The organism is Cryobacterium sp. TMT1-62 (assembly GCF_004403145.1).
GTDB lineage: Bacteria > Actinomycetota > Actinomycetes > Actinomycetales > Microbacteriaceae > Cryobacterium > Cryobacterium sandaracinum.
Genome location: NZ_SOGZ01000030.1, coordinates 107,284 through 132,058, shown reverse-complemented (window position 1 = coordinate 132,058; position 24,775 = coordinate 107,284). Strand labels below are relative to the sequence as shown.

At 69.6% G+C, this 24,775-nt stretch carries 19 protein-coding genes, 2 pseudogenes and 1 riboswitch; of the genes and pseudogenes, 12 read left to right on the top strand and 9 right to left on the bottom strand.

What is annotated here, in order from left to right; genetic code table 11:
- Positions 1-73 precede the first annotated feature (73 nt).
- Positions 74-811, bottom strand: a complete 738-nt coding sequence (locus E3T34_RS08155; protein WP_134342687.1) for an IclR family transcriptional regulator — start codon at positions 809-811, stop codon at positions 74-76.
- 608 nt (positions 812-1,419) lie between these two features.
- Here E3T34_RS08155 and E3T34_RS08150 point away from each other — a divergent pair.
- The 7 genes from E3T34_RS08150 (at position 1,420) to E3T34_RS08120 (ending at position 9,967) form a co-directional block, all read left to right on the top strand.
- Positions 1,420-2,148, top strand: coding sequence for a hypothetical protein (locus E3T34_RS08150; protein WP_134342686.1), 729 nt, complete (start codon positions 1,420-1,422; stop codon positions 2,146-2,148).
- A gap of 586 nt (positions 2,149-2,734) precedes the next feature.
- Entirely contained in the window at positions 2,735-3,532 is a 798-nt protein-coding gene (locus E3T34_RS08145; RefSeq protein WP_134342685.1) for an RNA methyltransferase, read from the top strand.
- A gap of 408 nt (positions 3,533-3,940) precedes the next feature.
- On the top strand, positions 3,941-5,188 hold the full coding sequence (locus tag E3T34_RS08140) for a thiolase family protein (RefSeq protein WP_134342684.1): 1,248 nt from the start codon (positions 3,941-3,943) through the stop codon (positions 5,186-5,188).
- A gap of 1 nt (position 5,189) precedes the next feature.
- Positions 5,190-6,029 (top strand): SDR family NAD(P)-dependent oxidoreductase, encoded by an 840-nt coding sequence (locus E3T34_RS08135; protein WP_104099199.1) that lies wholly within the window; start codon positions 5,190-5,192, stop codon positions 6,027-6,029.
- 113 nt (positions 6,030-6,142) lie between these two features.
- On the top strand, positions 6,143-7,192 hold the full coding sequence (locus E3T34_RS08130; protein ID WP_134342683.1) for an iron ABC transporter substrate-binding protein: 1,050 nt from the start codon (positions 6,143-6,145) through the stop codon (positions 7,190-7,192).
- Between the two features lie 157 nt (positions 7,193-7,349).
- Complete coding sequence (locus E3T34_RS08125) at positions 7,350-8,846, top strand: ABC transporter permease (RefSeq protein ID WP_370287879.1); 1,497 nt, start codon at positions 7,350-7,352, stop codon at positions 8,844-8,846.
- Positions 8,843-9,967: an ABC transporter ATP-binding protein gene (locus tag E3T34_RS08120; protein ID WP_134342682.1), complete on the top strand. Its 1,125-nt coding sequence runs from the start codon at positions 8,843-8,845 to the stop codon at positions 9,965-9,967. Before E3T34_RS08125 ends, E3T34_RS08120 begins: the two co-directional genes overlap by 4 nt.
- A 302-nt stretch (positions 9,968-10,269) precedes the next feature.
- Here E3T34_RS08120 and E3T34_RS08115 read toward each other — a convergent pair whose 3' ends face one another.
- Positions 10,270-11,712 (bottom strand): helix-turn-helix domain-containing protein, encoded by a 1,443-nt coding sequence (locus tag E3T34_RS08115; RefSeq protein ID WP_104099202.1) that lies wholly within the window; start codon positions 11,710-11,712, stop codon positions 10,270-10,272.
- A 153-nt stretch (positions 11,713-11,865) separates the two neighbouring features.
- Here E3T34_RS08115 and E3T34_RS08110 point away from each other — a divergent pair, with 153 nt between their 5' ends.
- Together E3T34_RS08110 and E3T34_RS08105 are read left to right on the top strand one after the other, a co-directional pair.
- Positions 11,866-13,719 (top strand): phosphoenolpyruvate carboxykinase (GTP), encoded by a 1,854-nt coding sequence (locus E3T34_RS08110; RefSeq protein ID WP_134342681.1) that lies wholly within the window; start codon positions 11,866-11,868, stop codon positions 13,717-13,719.
- Between the two features lie 389 nt (positions 13,720-14,108).
- Positions 14,109-14,411, top strand: a complete 303-nt coding sequence (locus E3T34_RS08105) for a glycosyl hydrolase-related protein (RefSeq protein WP_198412274.1) — start codon at positions 14,109-14,111, stop codon at positions 14,409-14,411.
- A gap of 197 nt (positions 14,412-14,608) precedes the next feature.
- Here E3T34_RS08105 and E3T34_RS08100 read toward each other — a convergent pair whose 3' ends face one another.
- Positions 14,609-16,804: an ABC transporter ATP-binding protein gene (locus E3T34_RS08100; protein ID WP_134342697.1), complete on the bottom strand. Its 2,196-nt coding sequence runs from the start codon at positions 16,802-16,804 to the stop codon at positions 14,609-14,611.
- A 145-nt stretch (positions 16,805-16,949) separates the two neighbouring features.
- Here E3T34_RS08100 and E3T34_RS08095 point away from each other — a divergent pair.
- A pseudogene (locus E3T34_RS08095) lies at positions 16,950-17,126 on the top strand (ATP-binding cassette domain-containing protein); the annotation flags it as partial.
- A gap of 132 nt (positions 17,127-17,258) precedes the next feature.
- Here the strand turns inward: E3T34_RS08095 and E3T34_RS08090 are convergent.
- From E3T34_RS08090 to E3T34_RS08065, 6 genes and pseudogenes are all read right to left on the bottom strand, one after another.
- Positions 17,259-18,344 (bottom strand): annotated as a pseudogene (locus tag E3T34_RS08090) (MFS transporter).
- A 94-nt stretch (positions 18,345-18,438) separates the two neighbouring features.
- Positions 18,439-18,909 (bottom strand): 6,7-dimethyl-8-ribityllumazine synthase, encoded by a 471-nt coding sequence (gene ribH, locus E3T34_RS08085; RefSeq protein ID WP_104100365.1) that lies wholly within the window; start codon positions 18,907-18,909, stop codon positions 18,439-18,441.
- Positions 18,906-20,168 carry a 3,4-dihydroxy-2-butanone-4-phosphate synthase gene (ribB, locus tag E3T34_RS08080; protein WP_104100364.1) on the bottom strand — a complete coding sequence of 421 codons (1,263 nt, stop codon included), beginning with the start codon at positions 20,166-20,168 and terminating at the stop codon, positions 18,906-18,908. The genes ribH and ribB overlap by 4 nt, the downstream gene beginning before the upstream one ends.
- Positions 20,165-20,797: a riboflavin synthase gene (locus E3T34_RS08075; protein WP_134342680.1), complete on the bottom strand. Its 633-nt coding sequence runs from the start codon at positions 20,795-20,797 to the stop codon at positions 20,165-20,167. Before E3T34_RS08075 ends, ribB begins: the two co-directional genes overlap by 4 nt.
- A gap of 7 nt (positions 20,798-20,804) precedes the next feature.
- Positions 20,805-21,821 (bottom strand): bifunctional diaminohydroxyphosphoribosylaminopyrimidine deaminase/5-amino-6-(5-phosphoribosylamino)uracil reductase RibD, encoded by a 1,017-nt coding sequence (gene ribD, locus E3T34_RS08070; RefSeq protein ID WP_134342679.1) that lies wholly within the window; start codon positions 21,819-21,821, stop codon positions 20,805-20,807.
- 98 nt (positions 21,822-21,919) lie between these two features.
- Positions 21,920-22,051: riboswitch (FMN riboswitch) on the bottom strand.
- A 111-nt stretch (positions 22,052-22,162) separates the two neighbouring features.
- Positions 22,163-22,918 (bottom strand): IclR family transcriptional regulator, encoded by a 756-nt coding sequence (locus E3T34_RS08065; RefSeq protein ID WP_134342678.1) that lies wholly within the window; start codon positions 22,916-22,918, stop codon positions 22,163-22,165.
- A gap of 208 nt (positions 22,919-23,126) precedes the next feature.
- Between E3T34_RS08065 and dhaK the strand changes: the two genes are divergently transcribed.
- Together dhaK and dhaL are read left to right on the top strand one after the other, a co-directional pair.
- Positions 23,127-24,125, top strand: coding sequence for a dihydroxyacetone kinase subunit DhaK (gene dhaK / locus E3T34_RS08060; protein ID WP_134342677.1), 999 nt, complete (start codon positions 23,127-23,129; stop codon positions 24,123-24,125).
- A 4-nt stretch (positions 24,126-24,129) separates the two neighbouring features.
- Entirely contained in the window at positions 24,130-24,774 is a 645-nt protein-coding gene (gene dhaL / locus E3T34_RS08055) for a dihydroxyacetone kinase subunit DhaL (protein WP_104100359.1), read from the top strand.
- Position 24,775 lies beyond the last annotated feature (1 nt).

Genomic DNA, 24,775 nt, shown 5'->3' with positions numbered 1-24,775 from the left:
CCCGGTCGGCGGCGCCCGCCCGGCTGCCGGCGCCCGGTCGGCGGCGCCCGCGTCTGGCCCGGTGTGGCGGCAATTAGCGCAGGTCGGCTGCAATTACGGCCGCGGCCGTCACAAGACGCGCGCCGATCGCGGCGTCACTCTGCCCGGTGCCGAGGTAGACGACCGCCAGAGCCGCCGGTGCCTCGCCGGGCACGACCAGCGGCACCGCCACGGAGGCCAGCCCCGGAATGACCTCGTCATGACTGGTGGCGAAGCCGCGTGCGCGCACGTCGGCGGCCTCGCCTCGGCGGGCTCCCTCGCCGAGGTTCACCCACTGGGTCGCCGTGAGCAGGGACTGGATGGCGATCCCGGGTGCACCCCGGCCGAGCGGATGCCGCGTGCCGGGGCGCTGCGCGACCGTGGCGTGCGCCTGCCGCGGTTCCACGCTGACCAGAGTGACGACCTCCGCCCGGTCCAGCACGGTCACGAAGGCTGTCATCCCCAACTCGTTCGCGACGCTCGTCAGCTCGGGCAGCGCCGCGGCCTGCAGACCGCGGGAGACGCCGCGGGCGAGCGCGGCCATCCGTGGGCCGAGGCGTACGGCGCCCGCGGCGTCTCGGATCACGACCCCATGGTCCTCCAACGTGCGTAATATTCGGTAGGCGATCGAGCGGTGCACGCCGAGGGCGGCGGCCACGTCGGCAATGGTCAGGGCCTCGTCGGCGTCGGCGAGAATCTCGAGCACGCGGATGCCGCGCGACAGGGTCTGCGAATGCGGCGCACCGTTCGGGCCGTTGGCACTGGGCCCGCTGGGCGTGCTCTGCTCGCTCATCCCGTTACCCCGCTCATTGACGTCGACACGGTGCCATTCTCGCATTCGTGGTTCAGGGCCCGCGGTCGCCCCAGGAGCTATGCACTCGGAGTGTGTGTGCGTGTGTGCGTGTGTGCGTGTGTGTGGCCAACTCAGGAGACTCGGGTGCCGCGCGGCATCCGTCGCCCGGACCAGTGCGGGGAGCGAGGGGGTGGTGCGGCGCGTCTCCTGAGTTGGCCACACCACCGTGACGGAGCGCCCGCGCGCGAGGGTTCCCGGTCCTCGGGTCCGAATCCTCCTCGTGCATATCTCCTGCAAATTGTGGGGGGCCGCATCGCGCCCCCGTCCGGGTCTTTCGGCGGCCCGGGCCGGCGCCCCCACCAGCGTGCAGAAGTCATGCCGGGTTCGCGGAGGCTAACTCAGGAGTTCCGGGATCGGGGCGGCCGATTCGGCACGGGCCAGTGCGGACCCGTGCGCCACAGGTGCGGGATGGTGGTTTCGCCGCGGTGAATCTCCTGAGTTAGCCACACGGAGCGCTGTCGCCTCGCTGCGCGCATCCGTGCTGCCGCCGCGCATCCGTGCGCTGACAGGCAAGACCCACGGGGGAGACCGGCCTATCGTGAGCCGAAATGACCGCGATCTGGGTGTCCGTGTGCCTGGTCGCCGCCGTCGCGGCGTCCGGCCTGGGAGCGGCGTGCGCGCTCACCGGGCTCCGGATGCCGGGCCGCGGCCTGGTCGCGGCTCCCACCATGGTCGTCATGACCGTCTCGTGCGCCGACATGGTGCTGCCGGGCATGAAGCTGCTCGGCTCCTTGGCCTGGGCGGGGCTCCTGGGCGGGGCGGCGCTGCTGTCCCTACTTGACCGGCGGCACCGCATGCCCGCCGCGCATCACGCCGTATCGCTGCTACTGATGTCCGTAATGTGGGTCGCGATGCTGCCGGCGGCGTCGACTGAGGCTACGGCGGCTTCGGTCGGCTCGGTCGCGGTGGTCGGCTCGGTTGGCTCGGTCGCGGTGGCCGGCGCTGGCGCCGGAACCAGTGCCACGGCTAGTGCCACCGCTGCCGCTGCGCCCGTTGCCGCTGCGCCCGTTGCCGCCGGGACCGCTGTGGGAAACGGCGCCCATGCCGGGCACGCGCCGGCGATCACCGACGGCGGAACGCTGCCGGCCTGGCTTGTGGTGCTGCTGGCTGCGGCATCCGTTGCCCCCGCGGCCAGCGCCGTGCGGTCGGCGCGCCGCCCGACCGGGTCGGGGGTCGAGCCGGCCACGCTCCGACTGGAGTCGGCCCAGCACCTGAGTATGGCGCTGGCGATGACGTTGATGGCCGCGGGGATGTTCCTGTCGCTGACCGGTTGCTGACGGATGCCGGGCACCCCCTGACCGGGAGGAATCCGCAGCCATGATCTCACCATCACACGACCCGGCCGACAGCACAGTGCCGCCAGGACCGATCACCTAGGACCGGTCACACGGGACCGTGCCGACACGTCGAGCGGNGATCACCTAGGACCGGTCACACGGGACCGTGCCGACACGTCGAGCGGTGCGGCTAACTCAGGAGATGCGGCGCCGCATCCGTTGGATCGCCGCACTGGTCCGGGTGCCGGCTGCCGTCCGCCGCCCGGATCTCCTGAGTTAGCCCCAGGGCGCAACCCTTACCGGTACATAACTCCTGCAAATCGTAGCCCGGCCGAAGCCGTTGCCTGTGCTCCGGGGGCCGTGAATCCGCTACCGGCGGGGCCACTCGGGCGCCGGGGCACCCAGGCTGTCCGTGCCCGACGGGCGGATGAAGGGTGCGGTTAACTCCGGAGATGCGCCGCGGCATCCGTGGGATCGCCGCACTGGTCCGGGTGCCGGCTGCCGTCCGCCGCCCGGATCTCCTGAGTTAGCCCCGAGGCGCCCCGCATCCCGCCACCCGCCCCCGCCCCGCGATTAGACTGATCGGATGCCCGTCATCGAGATCAGCGACCTCAGCGATCCGCGGCTTGTGGACTACGCCCATCTCACCGATGTGGCACTGAAAAAGGCGCGCGGCACCGAACACGGCCTGTATATAGCCGAATCGGCATTGGTTCTCGAGCGGGCCCTGCGCGCCGGACACCGGCCGCGGTCGGTGCTCACACTCGGCAACACCGCCCCGGAGGCCGGCGCCCTCGTCGGCGAGGACGTGCCGGTCTTCGTCGGCCCGGGGGCGCTTCTCGCCGAGCTCACCGGCTACGTGCTGCACCGCGGCGTTATCGCCTCGATGCACCGGCCCGAGCTGCCCGACCCGGAGTCGCTACTCGCCGGTGCCCGCCGCATCGTGATCCTCGAGAATGTGTCCGACCCCACGAACGTTGGCGCGATCTTCCGCTCCGCCGGGGCCATCGGCGCCGACGCGATCCTGGTCACACCGCGCTGCTCCGACCCCTTCTACCGTCGCGCCATCCGCGTCTCGATGGGCACCGTGCTGCAGGTGCCCTGGACCCGCGTCGGCGACTGGCCGAGTACCCGCGCGCTGCTCACTCGGCACGGTTTCCACCTCGCCGCGCTCGCCCTGACAACGGATGCCGTGAGCCTGCGCGACTTCCCCGGGCACGAGCACGAGCGGCTGGCGCTGCTGCTCGGCGCGGAGGGTGAGGGGCTCACCCCGGACGCATTGGCGGCCTCCGACACCGTGGTGCAGATCCCGATGAAGCACGGCATCGACTCCCTCAACGTGGCCGCCGCCAGCGCCGTCGCGATGTGGGCGCTCTCGGGCTGACGCCCCGCCTGCCACACCCGAACCTGCACGGCTCACCGCCGCACGCCACACCCGCTCGCCACACCCGCACGCCACATCCGTACGTCACACCCGCACCTGCACGGCTCACCGCCGCACGCCACACCCGCACGCCACACCCGCACGTCCCTGTCCTGCCGCGTTTGTGGCCAACTCAGGAGATACGTCGGCCGCGTTCTGTTAGCCCCCGGACCAGTGCGGCGGAACCCGCCGGACGACGGCTTCCCCACCGGATCTCCTGAGTTAGCCCCACGCGCAGCCCGTACCCCATGCGCAGCCAGTACCCCATGCGCAGCCCGAATCACACGCGCAGCCCGCAGCCTGCAGCCTGCAGCCCACACGCGCTCCCCGCTCCGCGCCGCGGTGGCACCAGAAGCCTAGGCTGAGGTCATGAGCAACGAGGCTGTCATTGTCGATGTCGTGCGCACCGCGTCGGGTCGAGGCAAACCGGGCGGCGCCCTCTCGGGCGTGCACCCCGCGGACCTGCTGGCCGGGGTGCTGAGCGAACTGGTCACCCGCAACGGGCTCGATCCCGCGCTCGTCGACGACGTGATCGGCGGCTGCGTCAGCCAGGTCGGCGAGCAGGGCTACAACGTGACCCGCACCGCCCTGCTCAGCGCGGGTTTTCCCGACTCGGTGCCCGGCGCGACCATCGACCGGCAGTGCGGATCCAGCCAGCAGGCGGCCACGTTCGCCGCGCAGGGCGTGATGGCCGGCAGCTACGACATCGTCATCGCCTGCGGCGTCGAATCGATGAGCCGCGTGCCGCTGGGCTCGTCGCTCGGCACGGCCCAGAGCCCGCAGAACCAGCAAGGCGGGCAGAGCCCGCAGAACCAGCAGCGTGTACAGATCCCGAATCCGCACGGCACGCTGATGCGCGACCGCTACCCTGACGGGCTCGTCAACCAGGGCGTCTCGGCCGAGCTGATGAACCAGAAGTGGAAACTGGGCCGCGGCGAACTGGATGCCTTCGCCGCCCGCTCGCACCGCCTCGCCGCGGCCGCCGCCGAACGCGGCGATTTCGACGGCGAACTGCGGCCGACGACTCTGCGGGACGGCCGGGTCGTGGCCGCCGACGAGACCATCCGCCCCGGCACCACCCTCGATTCCCTGGCCGCCCTGCCGCCGGCGTTCCGCACCGACGCCCTCGCCGCCCGCTTCCCAAAACTCGACTGGCACATCACCGCCGGCAACTCGTCGCCGCTCACCGACGGCGCCTCCGCGGCTCTGATCATGAGCGCTAAACGCGCCGCCCAGCTCGGCCTCAACCCGCGCGCCCGGTTCCACAGCTTCGCGGTGACCGGAAGCGACCCGCTCTTGATGCTCACGGGCGTGATCCCGGCGACCCGGCGCATCCTGGAGCGCTCCGGTCTCAGCATCGACGACCTCGACGCCTACGAGGTCAACGAGGCGTTCGCCACCGTGCCGCTGGTCTGGCTGCGCGAACTCGGCGCCGACCCGGCCCTGCTCAATCCGCGCGGCGGGGCCATCGCGCTCGGCCACGCGCTCGGCTCCTCGGGCACCCGGCTCCTCGGCACCCTGCTCAACCACCTCGAACTGACCGGCGGCCGCTGGGGCCTGCAGACCATGTGCGAGGGCGGCGGCATGGCCAACGCCACCATCATCGAACGGCTCTGAGATGCGCGTCGACGGATGCTCCGCCCTCGTCACCGGAGCCGCCTCCGGCCTCGGGCTGGCCACCGCCACCGCCCTGGCCCACGCTGGGGCAGCGGTCGTGCTGCTCGACCTGCCCGGCACCAGTGGGGAGCAGGCGGCGGTCGTGATCGGCGGCCGGGCGTGTTTCGTGCCGGGTGACGTCACCCGCACCGAGGACGTGCAGGCCGCCGTCGACGCCGCCGCCGCGATCGCCCCGCTGCGCATCGTGGTCAACTGTGCCGGCATCGCCCCCGGCCAGCGCACCGTCGACCGCACCGGGGCCCCGCTGCCGCTGGACGACTTCGACCGGGTCATTCGCATCAACCTCGTCGGCACGTATAACGTGATCCGGCTGGCCGCGGCCGCCATGCAGGCTACCAGCCCGATCGGCGGCACGGACGGAGCCCCCGGGACGAACGGCACGGACGGCACCCCCGGCACGATCGACCAGACGGCCGGCACCGTCCCGGAGCGCGGTGTGATCGTGAACACGGCATCCGTCGCAGCCTTCGACGGGCAGATCGGTCAGGCGGCCTATGCCGCCTCGAAGGGCGGCGTCGCCGCGATGACCCTGCCGCTCGCCCGCGAATTCGCCCGATCGTTGATCCGGGTGGTGGCGATCGCGCCCGGCATCTTCGACACCCCGCTGCTTCAGGGGCTCCCCGAGAACGTGCGCGAGTCCCTCGCGGCGCAGGTTCCACACCCTTCCCGGCTCGGCAACCCGGCCGCGTTCGCCGCGCTCGTGCGGCACATCGTCGAGAACCCGATGCTTAACGGCGACACCATCCGGCTCGACGGTGCCATCCGGATGCCGCCCCGCTGACCGGGGCCGAGCCTGTGTATTCCCCTGCGGCCCCGACGACGCCAATTTCTTTAGGGTAGGCTTACCTAAAAGCACTGCGGGTCATGCCCGCACGACAGTAGGGACGCAACACGATGATCTTGACACGCCGCTGGGCACTGCTTACCGCTATCGGAACGGTGGCCCTGCTCGGGGTGACCGGGTGCAGCGCACCTGAGGAATCCAGTCCTGGTGCTACCGACGCGTCCACCCCGTCGGGTTCGATCACGGTCTACAACGCCCAGCACGAGGAACTGACCCAGGCCTGGGCCGACGAATTCACCGCGGAGACCGGCGTCACCGTCACGCTCCGCAACGGCGACGACTCGGAACTCGGCAACCAGCTCGTGCAGGAAGGCGCCGCGTCGAAGGCCGACGTGTTCCTCACCGAGAACTCGCCCGCGATCAGCCTCGTCGACAAGGCCGGCCTGTTCGCCCCGGTCGACGACGCCACGCTGGCCCAAGTTCCCAAGCAGTTCCAGCCGTCCACCGGCACCTGGACCGGCATTGCCGCCCGCTCGACCGTGTTCGCCTACAACCCGAGCATGATCAGCGCGGGCGAACTGCCGGCCTCGCTGCTCGACCTCGCCGACCCGGCCTGGGCCGGCCGCTGGGCCGCGTCGCCCTCCGGCGCCGACTTCCAAGCCATCGTCAGTGCGCTCCTCGAGCTCAAGGGCGAAGCCGCAACGAGTGACTGGCTCGCGGCCATGAAGGAGAACGCGGTCGTCTATAAAGGCAACAGCACCGTGATGAAGGCCGTCAACGCGGGTGAGATCCCCGGCGGCGTGATCTACCACTACTACTGGTTCGCAGACCAGGCCGGTACGGGCGAGAACAGCTCCAGCACCCAGATGCACTACTTCAAGAACCAGGATCCCGGTGCGTTCGTCAGCGTCTCCGGCGGCGGAGTGCTCGAGACCAGCGCGAACCCCGTGGCCGCTCAGGCGTTCCTCGCTTTCATCACCGGCAAGGCCGGCCAGGAAATCCTGAAGACCGGCACCTCGTTCGAGTACCCCGTTTCCGACGCGGTCGACGCGAACCCCGCGATGGTGCCGCTTGGCGAACTCGACGCCCCCGTCATCGACCCGTCCAAACTCAACAGCACCAAGGTCACCGATCTGATGACCGAGGCCGGTTTCCTCTAGGCTGAAACTGGTGATACCTGCAGCCCCCCCGACCGCGAAACCGGCGCCCGACCCGTCGGACACCGGTCGCGGAGCCGTCGCCGAAACCGGTGCAACGGGGCTTGCGGGGCGCACGGATGCCGCCGGCCGGGTCGGCAAACGACCCTCACCATTCATCGTGGCGGCCGCCGTCACCGTGTCCGTGCTCGGGCTGCTGCCGCTGGGCTACGTCATCGTCACCGGTATCCTGACCGGTTGGCCGACCCTCTCGGCGCTCGTGTTCCGGCCGCGGGTCGGCGAACTGCTCCTGAACACGATCGGGCTGGTCGTGATCACGGTGCCGCTGACCGCGGCGATCGGGGTGGCCGCCGCCTGGCTGGTCGGCCGCACCTCCCTGCGCGGCCACCGGGTGTTCGCCGTGCTCCTGGCGACGCCGCTCGCGGTGCCGGCCTTCGTCAACAGCTACGGCTGGGTAAGCGCCGTACCCTCCTTGAACGGGCTCTGGTCCGGGGTTCTGATCGCCACCCTGTCGTACTTCCCGTTGGTCTACCTGCCCTGCGTCGCCGCGCTCCGTCGGCTGGACCCCACGGTCGAAGAGGCAGCAGAGTCGCTCGGCAGCGGTGCCTGGGGCGTCTTCTTCCGCGTCATCCTGCCCCAGTTGCGGCTGCCGATCCTCGGCGGCGCCCTGCTGGTAGGGCTGCACCTGCTCTCCGAATACGGCGCGTTCGCGATGATCCGCTTTGACACCTTCACCACCGCCATCGTGGAGCAGTACCGGTCCACGTTCAACGGCCCCGCGGCCAACGCCCTCGCCGGCGTTCTCGTGCTGCTGTGCCTGTTCCTGTTGATCGGGGAGTCCGGTGCCCGCGGACGCTCCCGGTACGCCCGCATCGGCTCGGGTGTGGCCCGGGTCACGCCGCGGCGCTCCCTCCGCGCCTTCACGCCGGTCGGCTACCTGTTCCTCGGTGGGCTGTTCGCACTCGCGATCGGAGTCCCGTTCTGGAGCGTCATCCGCTGGCTCTACCAGGGCGGCGCAATCGTGTGGACCGATGCCGTGCTGGTCCAGGCCCTGCTGCAGACCGTGGGCTACGGCCTCGTCGGCGCCGCGGTCACCTGTGTACTCGCGTTCCCGATCGCGTTCCTCGCGGTGCGCTACCCGAGCCGGCTGTCCCGCGGCCTCGAATCGGTCAACTACCTCACCAGTTCCCTCCCTGGGATCGTCACGGCCCTCGCGTTGGTGACCATCAGCATCCGTTTCGTGCAGCCGCTCTACCAGACCACCGTGCTGGTGATCGTGACGTACTTGCTGATGTTCCTGCCGCGCGCGCTGGTGAACCTCCGGGCCGGGCTCGCACAGGTTCCGGTCGGACTGGAGGAGGCGGCCCGGTCGCTCGGCAAGCATCCGTTCGCCGCGTTCCTGAGTGTCACCACCCGCTTCTTCGCGCCCTCGGCCCTGGCCGCGGGGGCGCTCGTGTTCCTCGGCATCGTCACCGAGCTGACCGCTACGCTGCTGCTGGCCCCGAGCGGCACCCGCACCCTCGCGATCCAGTTCTGGTCGAAGGTGAACGACATCAATTACGTCGGCGCCGCGCCCTACGCCCTGCTGATGATCGTGCTGAGCCTGCCGGTCACCTACCTGCTGTTCGCCCGCTCCCGGCTGACGAGCGTGTCATGACCGCCGCCGTCGAACTGTCCGGGGTCAACAAGAGCTTCGGCAGCAGCCGTATCCTCGAGGACATCGCCCTCTCGGTGCCGGAGGGTAGCCGCACGGTCGTGGTCGGCTCGTCCGGGTCGGGCAAGACCACCCTGCTGCGCCTGATCAGCGGCTTCGAGCTGCCCGACTCGGGCACCATCAGCGTGCTCGGTCGCACTGTGGCCGGCCCGGGCGCGGCCGTGGCCGCGCATCGGCGCGGGATCGGCTTCGTCGCGCAGGACGGCGCCCTGTTCCCGCACCTCACCGTGGGCCAGAACATCGCGTTCGGCCTCGGCCCGGCGCTCCGCGGCGGCACCCGCAAGCAACGCGCCCGTGCCGTGAGCGAGCTGCTCGAGATGGTGTCGCTGAGGCCCGACTTCGCCGCCCGCCGCCCCGACGAACTGTCCGGCGGCCAGCAGCAGCGCGTGGCCCTGGCGCGGGCCCTCGCCCGCCAGCCGCGGGTGATGCTCCTCGACGAACCGTTCTCCTCCCTCGATGCCGGACTGCGGGCGGCAACCCGCGACATCGTCGCCGAAACGCTGGAGCGCGTCGGCATCACCACGGTGCTCGTCACCCACGACCAGGCGGAGGCGATGAGCTTCGCCCACCAGCTCGCGGTGCTCCGCGACGGCAACCTCTGCCAGGTCGGGCCGCCACGCGAGGTCTACTGGCGCCCCGTCGACCTGTTCACGGCCCGGTTCCTCGGCGACGCGGTCGTGCTGCCGGCCACCATCTCGGACGGTTTCGCCGCCTGCGCGCTGGGCACAGTCGCGGTCGCCCCCACCAGCCTGCGCGGCGACGCCTGCATCATGCTGCGCCCGGAGCAGATCATGGTCGAGCACTGCGAGTCCGGAGGGGCGGATGCCGCCGCCTCCTGTACCGGCCAGGTCGAAGCGGTCGATTTCTACGGGCCCGAGGTGCAGCTGGCGGTGCGCCTGTTCTGCGTGGGCGCCCCGGCGCCCGGTTTCCCCCAGAGCCCCGGAACGCAGAGCCCCGGGACGCTGGTGCACGTAAGGCAGCACGGCACGATGGGCACCGTCGTGGGCAGCCGGGTCAGCCTCACCGCCCGTGGCACCGCCACCGCGTTCGCCGCCCGCCCCTGACCCTCGCCCTGCCGCCGGTCGGGCCGCTCCGTCGGGCCCTGCCCCTCGCCGTGCCGCCCGTCGTCCCCTGTCCGCGCCGAGCGTACGCTGTTCATCACAGATGGAGCGCCGTGTCCGGTATCGAACCAATTCGACGGAGATTCTCGCAAAAAGAAGCAGTTTCGGAGCGTTCGGGACCGTTTCTGCCAAAATCTCCGTCGAATTCGTTCGACGGAGACGGAGACGGAGACGAAGACGAAGACGAAGTCGTCTTCGTCGACGGATGACCCGACGACGTAAGTGGCTCAGCGCCAGGATCCCCACTACTCCGCGGCGTGCGCCTCGAGGAACTCGTAGACCTCGGTGTCGTCGACACCGGGGAAGGTGCCGCTGGGCAGCGGCGACAGCACGTGCGCGTGCAGCCGGGCGCTCGGCCAGGCCTTGCCGGCCCAGCGCGAGGAGACCTCGGAGGCCGGGCGGCGACAGCAGGACTCGTCCGGGCAGCGGGACACCGCCCGCTGCGTGGTCTCCCGGCCGCGGAACCACTTGGCCTGCACGAAGGGCACGCCGACGCTGATCGAGAACTCGCCGGCATCCGTCGCCCCGGTCTGGGTGGCGCACCAGAAGGTGCCGGCCGGCGTGTCGGTGTACTGGTAGAACTCGGTGGTGCGGTTGGTGTGGGTGAAGGCGCTGCGGGCGCTCCACTGCTTGCAGACGAACTGGCCCTCGATCGAGCCGGTCACGTCGGCCGGCAGGGGAAGGTCGTCGTTCTCGTAGCCCTTCTGTAGGGCGCCGTCGCCGGTGACGCGCAGGAAGTGCAGCGGCATGTCCAGGTGCGAGGTGGCCAGGTTCGTCAGTCGCAGCGCCGCGGCCTCGTGGGTCACCCCGAAGGCGTCGCGGAAGTCCTCGACCGAGAGCTCGCGTTCGCGCTTGGCGTGGGAGAGGAACGCGACGGATGCCGCCTGCGGCATCAGGCAGGCGGCCGCGAAGTAGTTGATCTGCAGCCTCTGCCAGAGGAACTCGGCGTAGCTGCCCGGCCGCTCGTGGCCGAGCAGCCGGTGCCCCATGGCCTGCAGCGCCATCGAGCGCAAGCCGTGACCGCCGGGGATCGACGCCGGCGGCAGGTAGATGCGGTGATTGACCAGGTCGGTGACCGACCGGGTCGAGCCGGGCAGGTCATTGACGTAGATGAGGTTGAAGCCGAGCTGCTCGGCCATCACGCTGACCTCCCGGTGGGTGAGGGCGCCCGACACATGCCCGGATGCCCGCACTCGGTCTTCGGCGAGCTGCTCGATGTCGGGCATGAAATTATCTTGTTCGCGCATCTGTTCGCGCAGTTCCGTGTTCGCGCGGCGGGCCTCTTCCGGCGTGGCGATGGCTTCGCTGGCGCGGCGGGCGAGTTCGCGGTGCAGACCGAGAAGGGACTCGAGCGCCGCCATCGGCATGCCCTTGGTCATCTTCACCCGCGGCAGGCCGAGGGCGCCGTAGAGCGGATTGCGCTGCGCGCGCTCCAGCTCGATCTCGAGTGCGGCCCGCGTGTTCGGCGCTTCGTTTTTGAGCAGGTCGGTGAGCTCCACGTCGACGGCGGTGGCAATGTCCTGCAACGTCGACAGCTTGGGGGAGCGGCGGCCGTTCTCGATCAGGGAGAGCTGGCTCCCGGCCATGCCGACCTGCTCGCCGAGCTGGTCGAGCGTGAAGCCGCGCTCGGCCCGGAAATGACGGACACGGAGTCCCAGGGTGATCAGATCAGCGGCACGTGTCGACATTCCTTAACGATAACGAAAGATTCGCTGTTCTTAACCTGAGCACTTCCGGCACCGGTGGCATCGGTGGATCATTGTGGAGAGGGGGGCGTATTTGCGTCCCCCCACGACTGCAGACCACTGGTTCACGCCGGATTGACCACGAAAGGCCAGGAGATGACAATCGCGAATTCCCGACTTGAGACCGGCGGGGGCGAGTCCCGCTATGTTGCCGGCACCACCGACCCCAACCTTCAGGCCTGGGTGGACGAAATTGCCCGGCTGACCCAACCCGACGCCGTCGTCTGGTGCGACGGATCGTTGCGCGAAGCCGATGTGCTCGCGAAACAGCTCGTAGCCGAGGGCAAGCTCATTCACCTGAACCCGGAGTGGCGCCCCAACAGCTACCTGGCCCGCACGAGCCCGTCGGACGTGGCGCGCGTCGAGGACCGCACCTTCATCTGCTCGGTCGACCCGGGCGATGCCGGCCCCACCAACAACTGGGCCGACCCGGACGCGATGCGGGGCGAGCTGCAGGGAGTCTTCGCGGGCAGCATGCGCGGGCGCACGATGTACATCGTGCCGTTCTCGATGGGCCCGCTTGGCGGCCCCATCTCCCAGCTCGGCGTGGAGATCACCGACTCGCCCTACGTGGTGCTGAACATGGGCATCATGACGCGCATGGGCCAGAAGGTGCTGCACATGATCGAGGCCGGAGCCCCCTGGGTGCACACCGTGCACAGCGTGGGCTACCCGCTGGTCGACGCCGAGGGGCGCCGCCGTGGGGACGTCTCCTGGCCGTGCAACGACACCAAGTACATCGTGCAGTTCCCGGAGACCCGCGAGGTGTGGTCCTTCGGCTCGGGCTACGGCGGCAACGCGCTGCTCTCGAAGAAGTCGTTCGCGCTGCGGATCGCATCCGTCATGGCCCGCGACGAGGGCTGGCTGGCCGAGCACATGCTCCTGATCAAGGTAACCTCCCCGGAGGGCGGCGTGTCGCACCTGGCCGCGGCTTTCCCGTCGGCCTGCGGCAAGACGAACCTGTCGATGCTGCGCCCGACCATCCCCGGGTGGAAGGTCGAGACCATTGGCGACGACATCGCCTGGCTGCGCCCCGGGCCCGACGGGAGGCTGTACGCGATCAACCCGGAGGCCGGCTTCTTCGGTGTGGCCCCCGGAACCGGCGAGGTCACCAACCCGACCGCCGTGGCCACCGTCTGGGGCAACACGATCTTCACGAACGTCGCACTGCGCGACGACGGCGACGTGTGGTGGGAGGGTCTGACCGAGACCACTCCCAGCCACCTGATCGACTGGGAGGGCAAGGATTGGACGCCCGCCTCCGGCCGCCCGGCCGCCCACCCCAACTCCCGCTTCACGGTTGCTGCGGCGCAGTGCCCGTCGATCGCCGACGACTGGGAGGCCTTCGGCGGCGTGCCGATCGACGCCATCCTCTTCGGCGGACGCCGCGCGACGAACGTGCCGCTGGTGGCCCAGGCCCGCAGCTGGAAGCACGGCGTGTTCATGGGCGCGACCATCTCCTCGGAGAAGACCGCGGCCGCCGAGGGCACCGTCGGCGAGTTGCGCCGCGACCCGTTCGCGATGCTCCCCTTTTGCGGCTATAACATGGCGGACTACTGGGCGCACTGGCTCAAGGTCGGCCGTGGTCTCGGCGGCAAGGCGCCGGAGATCTTCCAGGTGAACTGGTTCCGCAAGGGCGCGGACGGAAGCTTCCTCTGGCCCGGTTTCGGCGAGAACTCCCGTGTGATCGAGTGGATCGTGCGCCGCGTCGAAGGCTTCGCGAATGCCGTGGACACCCCGATCGGACACCTCCCGGTCCAGGGTGGCCTCGACCTGAAGGGTCTGGACCTGGCCGACGCGGATGTCGAGCAGCTCTTTGCGATCGACCCGGCCTCCTGGCTGGCCGAGTGCGACCTCACTGAGGAGTACTTCGCCAAGTTCGGCGACCGGGTGCCGCCGGCGCTGCTCTCCGAGCTCGCGAGCGTGCGCTACAACCTCCGAAACGCGTAGCGGAGCTCGGCGCCGCTGGTGCGCTGCGGCATCCGTTGCTGACGAATTCGACGGAGATTTTGCTCCCGTGGGGCTGTTTCGGGTGTGTAAACCGCTTCAGATCCAAAAATCTCCGTCGAATTCGTTCACGAGCGCCCGCAGTGGCGGACGTGTGGGGCCGGGGGGCGGTCGTACGATGCTGCCAGTCGGGCGGCGGTGCCCGGCGGGAAGTCGCAGGTGCGGCGCAAGACGACGGCGGACTCGTGGAGAAACGCATCGACCGGTTCGTGCGGGCGCGGCTGCGCCCGGCGGTGCACCGGGCATCCGTGTCGCTGCGGGCCTGCGCCGGTATCCCCTAGGCGGTCGCGGAGGGGTACCGACTGAACCTGCCGCTTTGATCGGTGACCGGGGTGAGAGCGACCCGCGTGGATCCGTTGATCGAGGTCGACCACCCGGCCGTCATGGTCGAGGCGGTCAAGCTGGCCGAGGACCGCAGCGGGGATCTGATCGTGCGGCTCTACGAGGCGCACGGGTCGCGGGTGCGGGTGCGGGTGCGGGTCATCCGTCACTTCGCCGCGACGGATGCCACCGAAACCGACCTGCTGGAACGCCCCCTGACCGCGCCGCGGGCTCCGTTCGCCGCCGATGGCTCCGCGCTGACGCTCGAGCTGCGTCCCTTCCAACTGGTCACCCTGCGCTTCGCGCACCGCTGACCGCCCGCGGTCCCGGCCGCACTACTACCCGCGCTGTTACCAGCCCTGTAACCCGCCCACCTACCCGCTGTCCGCGCGCTGACAGGGCCACATGCGCCTTACGAATTCGACGGAGATTTTGGCTAGATCGGGTGTTTCAGGCCCAAAACTGGCGGTTTCGACTAAATTCTCCGTCGAATTGGTTCGGGCAGTCCAGGCTAAACGAGCAGCTGGTGCTTGGCGAGCTCGCGGTAGAGCGGCGTCGAGGCGACCAGCTCGGAGTGCGTGCCGGTGCCGATGACCTGACCGTGGTCGAGCACCACGATCTGGTCGGAGTCGACCACGGTCGACAAGCGGTGCGCGATCACGATCAGGGTACGGTCCACGGCGACCGCATCGATCGCGGCCCGCATCTTCTGCTCGTTGACGCCGTCGAGACTCGAGGTGGACTCGTCCAGCAGCAGGATGGGCGGCGCGGCCAGCAGGGCGCGCGCGATCGCCAGCCGCTGGCGTTCGCCGCCGGAGAGCATCACGCCGGACTCGCCGACCGCCGCGCCCAGCCCGGCCGGGTCGCGCTCGAGCACCTCGGAGAGATTCACGGCGTGCAGCACGGCGATGCACTCCTCGTCGGTGGCGTCGGGCGTGGACAGGGTCAGGTTGTCTCTCAGCGAACCGGCCAGCACGGGGGCGTCCTGTTCGACGTAGCCGATCTGCGAGCGCAGCGCGGTGCGGTCGAGGGTGCGGATGTCCAGTCCCCCCATGCGCACAACGCCTCCGGTCGGGTCGTAGAAGCGCTCGATCAGGGCCAGGATGGTGCTCTTGCCGGCACCGGACGGGCCGACCAGGGCGGTGCGCTTGCCGCGCGGGGCGTCGAAGGAGACGCCGCGGAGCACCGGGCGGGGCTTGCCGGCGGCGTCGGCGTCGCTGCGCTCGGTCGCCCGTTCGGTCGCCTGCTCGGCAGCACGGTCGGCCGCGGCCGCGGAGCGGTCAGCGGCCGCGAGATCTGCCTCGACGAGGTCGGGTTCGGCCAGCACGGCCTCCATCACGGCCGGAACCACGATGGCGGTCTCGAGCACGAACGGAGCCGCGACGGCGGTCTCGATCATCGCGTTCTCGGCGGCGACGAGCTCGGCATCGGAAGCCGTGTGAGCGGAACGCCCGGCACCGGAAAGAGCGGCGGAATCCGCCGACGCGGCCGCAGCAGAGCCGATAGTCCCCGCTCCGGCTGCGGCGCCGGCAACACGGCCGACACCGGCAGCACCGGCCTGCGACCCGGCCTGCGACCCGGCCTCCGCACCCGCGGCATCCGTCGCTGCCGAGGCGACCAGGTAGCCGAACTGCACGTTCTCGAACGAGATCGCCGGGGCATCCGGCCGCACCGACTCGTTGGCGGCGCCGACCGTGATGGCCAGAGGGGCGATGTCGCGGTCGAACTGGTCCTCGGTGGGCAGGTCGATGATCTCCTGGATGCGGCCGAGGGCGCCGAGCGCGGCGTTCACGGAGGTGATCGCGCCGAACGCCTGGCCGAGCGGCACGATCATCAGAAACAGGAACAGGATGAACGCGATCAGGTCCGCGATCGTGATGGTGCCGCTGGCCACGCGGAAGCCGCCCACGCCCAGCACGACCAGGAACGACACCTGCATGGCGATGCCGGCGATCGGCACGACGAGGGCTGAGATCCTCGCGACCTGGATGCCCATCCGCCAGGCGCCCTTGGCGTCCTCCTCGACGGCGGCGATCTCCCGGTCGGTGGCGTTCGAGGCACGCACGGTGCGCACCGCGCTGATGGCGCGCTCGACACTGGCGGCGAGGTCGCCGACCTTGGCCTGCGCGGCGAGGCTGGCGGCACGGATGCGCTGCGACAGCAGTGTGACGGTGACCACCGACACGGCGATCACCAGTACCGTCAGGCCGAGCAGCACCGGATCGATCACGAGCATGGCGATGAGCGCGCCGACGAACGTGAGCGACCCGCCGATCGCCTCGACCAAACCCTGGGTGAGCACGGCCCGCAGCAGCGTGGTGTCCGACCCCACCCGGGAGACCAGGTCGCCGGTGCGGCGGGTGTCGAATTCGCTGATCGGAAGGCGGAGCATCCGCCCGATCAGTTTGCGGCGGCTGGAGAGCACGACGCCCTCACCGGTGCGCTGCAGCAGATAGTGCTGGTAGCCGCTGATCAGGGCGGAGATGACGACGAGTGCGACCAGCGCCCACACCAGGCTGCCGAGCGCGTCACCCTCCTGCACGATGGTGATGACCTGGCTGACCAGGAGCGGCTGGGCGAGGCTGGCGAGGGCGCCGAGGATGCTGAGTACGATGACGAAGCCGAGCACCTTCTTGTGCTCGAGCAGATACGGGACCAACTGGCTGAACGTCGCGCGGGGTCCGCCGGCATCGTCGCGGCGCCCCATCCGGCCGAGGCGACCGCGACCGGCCGTGCGACCGGCCGTGCTGGTGGGCGGGCGGGCGGCGGAACGGGGGTTGCTGGGGGTACTCACTGAATGATCTTAACCGCATCCCGCTTGGGATGGGCCCGGCGGTCTCCAGCAGGGAACCGTGCCGGAGCCCGTCGTCGTGGCCCGAAATCTCGTCACGAGGCACCAGGATTTCGCCGCCGTGGACGGCATCTCCTTCGAGGTGGCGCCCGACGAATCCTTCGGACTGCTCGGCCCGAACGGGGCCGGCAAGTCCACCACCATGCGCAGGCTGGGCGCCGTCTCGACCCGCACCGGCGAGACCTCTGATCCTGCTCGGCCTGGCCTTCACGACCCGGCGCCTGCGCACCCTGTTCCTCGACTGACCCGGGTCTCGACAGGTTCGACCACCGGTGGTCGAGAGCCGGTCGAGAGCCAGCCGAGAGCCAGGTCAGTGGTCGATGTCGATGTCGCGGGTCTCGCGGCTCAGCAGCAGGGCGACCAGGGCGATCACGGCCATCACCGAGAGGTAGACGCCGACCCAGAACGGGCTGCCCTCGCCGAGGGTCCACAGCCAGATCGCGATGAACGGAGCCACCGCCGCCCCGAGGATCGAGCTCATGTTGTACGCGAAAGCGGAGCCGGTGTAGCGCACGCTGGTCGGGAACAACTCGGGCAGCAGCGCGCCCATCGGCCCGAAGGTCATTCCCATCAGCGGCACGAAGAGCAGGCCGAATCCGATGATCGCCAGGGTCACGAAGATCAGGGTCTTGCGGCGCCCGTGCCTGTCGGCCCAGGGGCCGGAGGCCAACGTGAACACGCCGAAGAACAGCACGTAAGTGGCCAGCATGATGAAGGTGCCGAGGATCAGCTGGCGCCAGTGCGACCGGAACACGGCCGCGAGCGGCAGTTTCTCCACACGCTTGGTGGCGACGACCTGTGTGAAGGCGTCGGATTCGACTAGGCGCGGGCGTACCCAGAGGCCGACGACGACCATCACCGCGGAGAAGAGGAACGGGATGCGCCACGCCCACTCGAGGAACGCGTCCGAGGGGCGGGTCGGGTCGTCAGCGGGTCGGGTCATCACCGGGCAGGGCCAGTGCGATGGCCAGGAACAGGCCGTTGGCGATGATGAAGCCGAGCGGGGCGCCGACCTGCGGGAACGTGCCGTACCAGGCGCGCTTGCCGACCGGGGCGTTCTCGGTCGCGACCAGCGCGGCGCCGGACCACTCCCCGCCGAGTGCGAAGCCCTGGGCGAGGCGCAGGACCACGAGCAGGTCCGGCGTGAGCCAGCCGATCATGGCGTAGGTGGGCAGCACCCCGATCAGGAAGGTCGCGATGCCCATGGTCAGCAGTGCCCCGACGAGAGTGGCCTTGCGGCCCCTCTTGTCGCCGAAGTGGCCGAAGACCAGCGCGCCGATGGGGCGGGCCACCATGGCCGCGCCGAAGACGGCGAACGACGCCGGCAGCGCCGTGGTCTCGTTTCCGGTCGAGAGTACAGGTGCGGGAAGTCGAGAAGGGCGGCCGTTTGTGACAGCCGCCCTTGCACCCTACGTCCGGAGTCTCGGCTCCGCTAATCCTCGGCCCACGCTCCGGAAACGATACGGATGCCGCCGCATTATGGTCGTGTCTTACTCGCGCAGCTTCTGCAGCAGCTGAGCGGTCGCGATGGCCGCCGCGGCCGCCTCCTCGCCCTTGTCCTCCTTCGAGCCGGGCAGGCCCGCCCGGTCCAGGCCCTGCTGCTCGTCGTCGAGGGTGAGCACGCCGAAACCCACCGGCTTGCCGGTGTCCAGCGCCACCCGGGTGAGGCCATCCGTTGCCGCCGACGACACGTACTCGAAGTGCGGGGTGCCGCCACGAATGATCACGCCGAGCGCGACAACCGCGTCGGCGCCGTTGTCGAGGGCCACCTTGCATGCAACCGGCAGCTCGAAGCTGCCGGGAACCCGCACGAGCGAGTAGCGGGCACCGGATGCCTCGAGCACCCGGGTCGCACCGGCGATCAGCCCGTCGGTGATCACGTCATGCCAGCGTCCGGCGACGATCACGATGTCCAGCCCGGTTCCGTCGATCTCGATCTCCGGGGAGCCTGCTCCGCTCATAGTGCGATTCCTTTCAGCATGTCTGCTTCTGTGATGTGGTGGCCCATCCGGTCGCGCTTGACGGCCAGGTAGTCCTGATTGTGCGTGCCGACGCCGACGACGAGCGGCACTCGCTCGGTCACGGTGATGCCGTGCGCCTCGAGCTGGCGCACCTTCTCCGGGTTGTTGGTCAGCAGCCGCACGGCGGACAGGCCCAGGTCGTGCAGGATGGCCGTGGCGGCGCCGTAGTCTCGGGAGTCGGCGGGAAGGCCCAGCGCCACGTTGGCGTCGAAGGTGTCCAGGCCGTCCTCCTGCAGCTTGTAGGCGCGCAGCTTGTTGATCAGCCCGATGCCGCGGCCCTCCTGGCCGCGCAGGTAGACGACGACGCCGCCGAGCTCCTGAATGGTCTCCAGGGCGGCATCCAGTTGAGGCCCGCACTCGCATTTGAGCGAGCCGAACGCCTCACCGGTGAGGCACTCGGAGTGCACCCGCACGATCGCGCCGTCGGCGGGGGTGCCGGAGACGATGGCCACGTGGTCGGCGCCGGTCATCCGGTCCCGGTAGGCGCGCACCTGGAAGTAGCCGTGCCGGGTGGGCACCGTGGTCTCCACCTCGAAGTCCACCCGCGGCGATTCGAGGATCGGGCTGACTGTGGGCAGCTCGGTGTCGGTGTGGAACTCCTGCAGGTAGGCGATCAGGTCCTTGATGGTGATCACCAGCACGCCCTCGCGCTCGCCGAGGGCGAGGAGCCCGGGCAGGCGCATCATCTCGCCGTCTTCGGCGACGATCTCGCAAATTCCGGCGACCGGTACGAGGCCGGCCAGTTTCATCAGGTCGACGGCCGCCTCCGTGTGGCCGTCCCGCTCGCGCACACCGCCATCCCTCGCACGCAGCGGCATGATGTGGCCGGGCCGGTGCAGGCTGGACGGCGTCGAGGCCGGATCGGCCAGCACGCGCAGGGTGTGCGCGCGGTCGGCCGCGCTGATCCCGGTGCTGAGCCGGTCGGCCGCGTCGACCGACACCGTGTAGTTCGTGCCGCGGGGGTCCTCATTGTTCGGCACCATCACCGGCAGATCGAGCTTGTCGGCTAGGTCGTTGGTCATCGGCGCGCAGATGAAGCCGGAGGAGTACCGCACGGTCCAGGCGATCCACTCCTGCGTGGCCATCTGGGCGGAGATGATCACATCGCCCTCATTCTCACGGCCCTCGTCGTCGGCGACGATGACCGGTTTCCCGAGCCGGAGGGCATCCAGCGCGGTAGGAATGTCGGCGAGGCTCATGAGTGGCTCCTTTTCGATCCGGCGTCCGCCAGGGCGAGCATGCGCTCCACGTGGCGGGCCAGGATGTCGGTTTCGATGTTGACGTGATCGCCGATCGCGCGCTGTCCCAGCGTCGTAACGGTGAGGGTTTCGGGGATGAGCGAGACTTCGAACCACTGGTCCGGTTCGCTCGCCGGGCTGATGTTGCTGACGGTCAGCGAGACGCCGTCCACGGCGATGGAGCCCTTGCCCACCACGAGCGGGGCGAGTTCGGCGGAGAGGCTGAACCGCAGCACCCGCCAGGCCTCACCGGGGATGACGGCCAGCAGGGTGCTGGTGCCGTCGATGTGGCCCTGCACGATGTGGCCGCCCAGGCGGTCGCCGACGAGGGCGGCGCGCTCGAGGTTGACCGGGCTGCCGGCGCGGGCGGCATCGAGGGTGGACATGAGGAGGGTCTGGGCCATCACGTCGGCGGTGAAGGTGTCGCCGGTCCGCTCCACCACGGTGAGGCAGACGCCGTTGACCGCGATCGAGTCGCCGTGGCCGGCGTCGGCTACGACTCTAGGGCCGCGGATGGTGAGGCGGGCGGCATCCGTGGATCGCTCCACCTTCTCGACCTGGCCGAGTTCCTCGATGATTCCGGTGAACATGATTGTCCTATCTCGGCCGGGCGACGACGAGGAGGTCGTCGCCGAGTCGGTCGTAATGGTCGATGGCCAGGCGGCGCTGGTCGGTGATGCCGGCCACCCCGATGTCGCCCAGGGCGAGCCGGGCGCCGCCGAGCAGCGTGGGCGCGAGGTACACGAGGTACTCGTCGACCAGCCCGGCCGCGACGAACGCACTGGCGAGAGTGGGCCCACCCTCGATGAAGGCGTGACGGATGCCGCGCCGGTGCAGGTCGTGCAGCACGGCCAGCAGATCGTCGGTGGCGAAGAAGAGGGGCGGATGCGGGTGGGCGCGGAGGGCGGCGTCGTTGGGGATGCCGCGGGTGCCGATCACGACCGGCACCGGCTGCGTGGGCAGAAGCTTTCCAGCGGCGTCGCGGGCGGTCAGGGCAGGGTCGTCGGCGAGCGCGGTGCCGGTGCCGACGAGGATGGCGCCGGCTGCCGCGCGCCGCCGGTGCACGTCCTGCCGGGCCAACGGTCCGGTGATCCAGCGGCTGGTCCCGTCGTCGGCCGCCGCGCGCCCGTCGAGGCTCGACGCCCACTTGAGCGTCACGAACGGGCGCCCGAGACGGGCGGCGACGAGCCAGTCGGCGAGGAATGGTTCGACCTCGTCGGCGAGCAGCCCGCCGGTGACGTCGATTCCGGCGCCGTGGAGCCGGTCGGCCCCGCCCGAGGAGCCGACGCCGGGGTCGGCGACGGCGTAGACGACCCGGCGGACGCCGGCGTCGATCAGGGCGAGCGAGCAGGGGCCGGTGCGGCCGGTGTGGTTGCAGGGTTCGAGGGTGACGACGGCGGTGGCACCGCGGGCGGCGCCGGCGGCGAGCCGGCTCAGGGCGACAACCTCGGCGTGGGGGGTTCCGGCGCCGAGATGCCAGCCTTCGGCCAGGACCTGCCCGGAATCGTCGAGGAGAACACAGCCGACGCGGGGGTTCGGGCCTGTGGCCGGCCCATTCGCGGCCAGCGCGAGCGCACGCCGCATGGTGGCCTCGAGCGCCGCTTGGTCCGTCATTCCCGTCCTGTCCGTTGGTGCAACGAACTCCGGGTTTTCGGTGCGGCGAACACCATGTGGGTTGCGAAACCCGCCGACCGACCGGAATGGTCCATCGACTCGTGCGCCTCTCATCCGGACTTTAACCGTCGGTGCTGGAATTTCACCAGCTCAACCGTTCCGCTTTGGGAGCGGCACGGGTCGCGGACTTTCACCGCCGGTTCGGACTTACACCGACCCCGGAGCACGTTTCATATAACTACTACTAGTTATATCCCAACGCGTCGGCCATAGAAAAATTCCCGTTCGAGAGTGCGGCCTGCGATGGGCGCTCACGACTGCGGATGCGCGGCGACGGCCGGTTACAGGGCCCGCGGCGGCCAGGTGCTGGCGCCGAGTTCCCGGGAGATGTTCCGGGCCGTCTCACGCAATCCGTTCAGCACGCTGGAGTCGGGAGGCCACTCGCTCGACGGTACGACAACGGCGACCGCGGCTATGACATTGCCGCGGGTGTCGACCACGGGCGCCGCGATCGACGACTCGCCCAGCACGGCCTCGTCCTCTTCGGTGGCGATGCCGTCGCTCACGATCGACACGAATTGGATGGCCAGCTGAGCCGGGTCGGTGATCGTGGCGCCGGTGAGACTGCGCAGGGGCCTCCCCAGCAGTCCGGAGGCGTATTCCGGACTGTATGCGAGGAGGACTTTGCCCATTGCCGAGGCGTGGGCCGGGATGGACAGGCCCGTTTCGGGCATCTGCTGGCTGCCGTCAGGCCGCTGGTTGTGGTGAATGATGATGACCTCGTCGAACAATTGCACCCCCAGACGTGTGGACAGTCCGGTTCTGCGCGCGAGTTCGAGGGTCCAGCGCATGGCCCGCGCGCGCACGTCGAGCGTGTCGAGGTAGACATTCGAGAGTTTGAGCAGGGCCGGGCCGAGCATGTACCGGGTGCCGCCAGGCTCCTGCGCGACAAGACCGTGGCCCTGCAGCGATTTGACGATGCCGTGCACGGTCGAGACCGGCAACCAGAGTTCGGTGGCGAGTTCGGTTATGCCGAGGTGGCGTGCGCCCTGCAACGTCGACAGCACTTTTGCCGCACGATCGATGGCTTGAATCACAGCTGCACCTCCGGTTGATTCCTTAAGTATGCCGCGTCACCAACGCGTCTTCATGCGACGTGTTGACATTGGGCCACTCTCTGGAGGATATTCGACATTATCGAATTGCGTTCTGTATTTCTTTGAGTCGCGAGGGAAAGTGTCTCGCGGATCCAGCTCGAAAAGTTCAACGGAGAGCAAACATGAAGATAATCCTGGAGGTCTCAACATGAAGAAACTAATCAATTCCCCGGAGACGGTTCTCGCCGATTCCCTCATCGGCGTGGCGGCCGCACACCCGGAACTTCGCGTCGACCACGTCAACCGCATCATCTACCGGACAGACCCGACCAGAGCAGGCAAAGTCGCCCTGCTCTCTGGTGGGGGAACCGGCCATGAGCCGCTCCACGGCGGTTTCGTCGGTGTGGGAATGCTTGACGCGGCCTGCGCCGGGGCGGTCTTCACCTCGCCGACACCCGACCAGATGCTCGAGGCCACGAAAGTCGTGGACAGCGGAGCGGGCGTGCTGCACATCGTCAAGAACTACACGGGCGACGTGATGAACTTCGAAATGGGCGCGGAACTGGCCGCGGCTGAGACCGGGATCGAGGTTGCCGTCGTGGTCGTCAACGACGACGTCGCGGTCGAGGATTCCACCTTCACCGCAGGCCGCCGGGGCGTCGGAACCACTGTCCTGCTCGAGAAGATCGCGGGTGCGGCAGCCGAGGAAGGCCGCGACCTCGCGGCCGTCACCGCGGTGGCCCGCCAGGTCAATGAGTCCGGCCGTTCCATGGGCGTGGCCCTCAGCAGCTGCACGGTTCCCGCGGCCGGAAAACCGACCTTCGAACTTGCCGAAGGCGAGATGGAGATCGGCGTGGGCATTCACGGGGAGCCGGGCCGCCGCCGGGTGCCGCTGGCCGGGGCCGCCGAGGTTGCCCGTCTGCTCGTCGAGCCGATCCTCGCCGACCTGGACTTCACCGGCGCCCCGACGATCGTGATGGTGAATGGGCTGGGCGGAACCCCGTTGATCGAGCTCTATGTCATGTATGCCGAAGTCAGGAAGATCCTCGACGCCGCCGGCATCACGGTTGCCCGCTCCCTCGTGGGCAACTACATCACCGCGCTGGACATGGCGGGCTGCTCCGTCACGATCCTCAAGGCCGACGAGGACCTGCTTCATCTGTGGGATGCGCCGGTGAACACCGCCGGGCTGCGCTGGGGAATCTAGCACCATGACGAATGACACGATCAGCCTTGACCAGCTCACCGGCTGGCTCACCCGTTTTCGCGACTTGGTGACCGAGCAGGTCTCCTACCTCACCGAACTGGATTCGGCCATCGGCGACGCGGACCACGGCTCGAACATGACCCGCGGCATGGATGCGGTCCTCGAGAAAATCCAGGCCTCACCGGTCGTGGCCGTCGACGAACTGTTCAAGGGCGTGGGCATGACCCTGGTGACGTCCGTGGGTGGTGCCAGCGGCCCCCTGTACGGCACCTTCTTCCTGCGGATCGGTACCTCGGCAGGACCGGTCAGCACCCTGGACGCGCCCGGCCTGGCGGCCGCGCTTCGTGCAGGGCTGGGCGGCGTCGTTGCCCGCGGCAAGGCCGAGGCCGGGGATAAGACCATGTTCGACGTCCTCGCTCCCGCGCTCGACGCGTTCGACGCCGACCTCGTCGTTTTCTCCGATATCTCCTCGGCGGCCCGTGCTGCCTACTCCGCTGCACAAGCGGGGCGGGATGCCACCGCACCCCTGATCGCCCGCAAGGGCAGGGCCAGTTACCTGGGGGAACGCAGCATCGGCCACATCGACCCGGGAGCCGCGTCGACGTCGCTGCTTTTCCAGGCTCTGGCCGAGATCCTCGACAAGGAGTAGA